This window comes from Pseudanabaena sp. 'Roaring Creek', assembly GCF_001402795.1.
Taxonomy (GTDB): Bacteria; Cyanobacteriota; Cyanobacteriia; order Pseudanabaenales; family Pseudanabaenaceae; genus Pseudanabaena.
Genome location: NZ_LIRE01000522.1, coordinates 1 through 2,181, shown reverse-complemented (window position 1 = coordinate 2,181; position 2,181 = coordinate 1). Strand labels below are relative to the sequence as shown.

The following is a 2,181-nucleotide window of genomic DNA, read 5'->3' as shown; positions in this document are numbered from 1 at the left end:
CGGGTATCTGTCCAAGGACGATCGCCACTACGGCGATCGCTGGGATCTTCGGGTAATCCCCCACGACCTGTGGAGACAAAGCGACTATTGCCATAGGTTCGACAACCTTGGGCAATGCGCTGGCTCGGATCGTCGATATTGCTGGGCAGTTGAATCAATCCAGCGGTCGGGGTAAAAGCGAGGTTACTGATATTCACCGTGCCACTCAATCCAAATTGCGAACTTGCTGTGATGTCATTTTCTGAGGTCAATTGCGGACGAAATTTCAATCCAAATAGACCCTGCGTAGTGATATTGATATTCCCACCTGCTCCACGTATCGCATTCGCAATAATGTCACTGTTCTCTATTCCTAAAATCACAGGGGAATTAATACTAATATTGCCGCCATTGCCCGATCCCCCCGCTTCAGCGCTGATGAGACTACCATGACGCATCAATAGGAGATCGCGAACTTGCAGGTTAATATTGCCACCTTCACCAACTTTGGTGGAAGCAGAGAGACGACCATTATCGAGTTGGATGGTATTCGCATTAATTGAAAGCATACCAGCGTCCCCAAGAACCTGATTCTCCGCAATCACAGTTCCTCCATTGCGAACTATTAAAGTTGGCGTATTAATTGTGATATTGCCTGAATCGGCATGGGAATTCGGATTGTTAGTCAATACAAATGTACGCGCCACCGCACCTATGTAACTTGGGTTTTGGCTATCTTTCACTCCACTGACATCGATTGACTCAGACGCATCGATCGTGAGATTACCCGCACTTCCAGTACTCACCGTAGAGACTGAAACCAGTCCACCATCTTGAATTGATAATGTGCGCGTATCGAGCTGAAGATTTCCTGCATGACCAGAACTAAAAGTATTTGCGGATAGGAGGCTAATGATTGTCGAATTATTAGGCAGGGCATCCAAACTCGACACCATCACGCTATCAGCAATGACATTGACATTGCCACCAGTCCCCTTACTAAAGGTTCTCGTGCCAACATTCCCACCGCCAAAAATAGTCAGTTTATCAGTAGATAGAGATAAATCTCCACCCTGACCAGCGCCAAAGGTAGCAGCGATCAGCACCCCAAATATCGGATTAAGAGCAGGATTACCAGGTTGAGTCCCACCTACGCCTACTTCCTTCGCTTTAACGTTTATATTGCCACCTTGGGCATTACTGAAGGTGCGATCCATCACGATTGCCCCTTTATCAATCATCAGTTGGGGGGTAGTAATAAAAATATTGCCCACTCCTCCAGCAGCCGTAGTTTCATTCACCACACCACTAGAACTGAGAAAATCTGAAGACATCCCAATTACTTGTAAGGATTCTGTGGCATTGATCGTAATATCGCCTGCCTTTTGATTGCCGATGTTTTGGACAACTGCGATCGAACCACCACTGAGATTAACCTGTTTCCCCTGCATTTGAATTGAACCAGGACTAGTGCCACGAGATGCTACTAAGGCGCGTTGACTCATCTGAATATTGCCAAAACTAGTGGCATTGGGATATGCGAATGTCAATCCTTGCGACGTTGCATCGATCTTAACGCTGCCTCCCGTGACACTTCCCAATTCAATTCGCCCACCTAAAGCGGAAATCACACCCCCATCCAGAGAGAGATTTCCACCAACTAAAGCCAGTGTTTGACCAGATTGAACCTGTAAACCGCTTAAATTTAGATTAGTCAGATTGGAAACGGATGATGCGCCATTTAACTTAGAGTTACCCCCATTTCCCTGTACGGTGATATTTCCCGAATTGCTTCCCATATTTAAACCAATTGGCGATGCGACTGTCAGCAGCGGATTAGAAGTGCTGTCGCTAGCAATAAATTCCACCCCATCCACAAATTTGATACTATTTGCTGTCGTACCAACAAAGGATCCGCCAATATTTAATCTGGCATTGGAACCAAAAATAATTCCATTGGGATTGAGCAAAAACAAACTCACAGGATTATTGTTATTAATGGTCTGAATTAAGCCATCAATATTGGAAACACTTCCTCCCGTTACCCGACTAAAAATCGTCGTAATATTCGGTGTGTTTACTAGATTGAAAGTTGCCGAACCTCCCGTCGGTACTGAGAATTGACTAAAACTATGGAATAAATTTGCTCCATTATTGGGCTGATTGCCATTGGTAATCGTAAAGTTGAGATTGTCTGGACTG

At 45.3% G+C, this 2,181-nt stretch carries 1 protein-coding gene; it reads right to left on the bottom strand.

Annotated elements, in window-relative coordinates:
- The coding region (locus AC805_RS15915) for a filamentous hemagglutinin N-terminal domain-containing protein (protein WP_055076330.1) at window positions 1–2,181 on the bottom strand (2,181 nt) is incomplete at both ends.